The following is a 370-nucleotide window of genomic DNA, read 5'->3' on the forward strand; positions in this document are numbered from 1 at the left end:
CATACCGATACCTATCGGATCGAAGTGCGCCCGCCCGCCAGCTATGAATTCCCCTCCACCCGCACGGCGTTCAGTGGTTTCGAGCGCCGGGTCGAGATGGAAGGGTCCTACGGGCATGCCTTTTCCCATACCAGCGGTCCGGTCTTCCTGATGGATGTGCCGCTCGATCCCTACTACGGGGTGCCGCTGACGTTGGAGAAATCCGTCAACAAACCGGAAGTGCAGGCCAATGAATTCGAGCTCTATACGGTCAAGGCCAACAACAACATGCGGCAAGCCGTGCAGCAGGCCAAGGTTGCGGACAAGTTTCGGCGCAATGCCCTCTATATCCCCGGCTCCGCCCGGCTGGGCGGCGAAACGATTGCGGATC

General features: G+C 60.3%; 1 protein-coding gene. It reads left to right on the forward strand.

What is annotated here, in order from left to right; translation table 11 throughout:
- A partial coding sequence (locus A3764_RS25000) for a hypothetical protein (RefSeq protein ID WP_161487472.1) occupies window positions 1-370 on the forward strand: 370 nt, incomplete at both ends.

This window comes from Sulfitobacter sp. HI0129, assembly GCF_001635395.1.
Classification (GTDB): Bacteria; Pseudomonadota; Alphaproteobacteria; order Rhodobacterales; family Rhodobacteraceae; genus Sulfitobacter.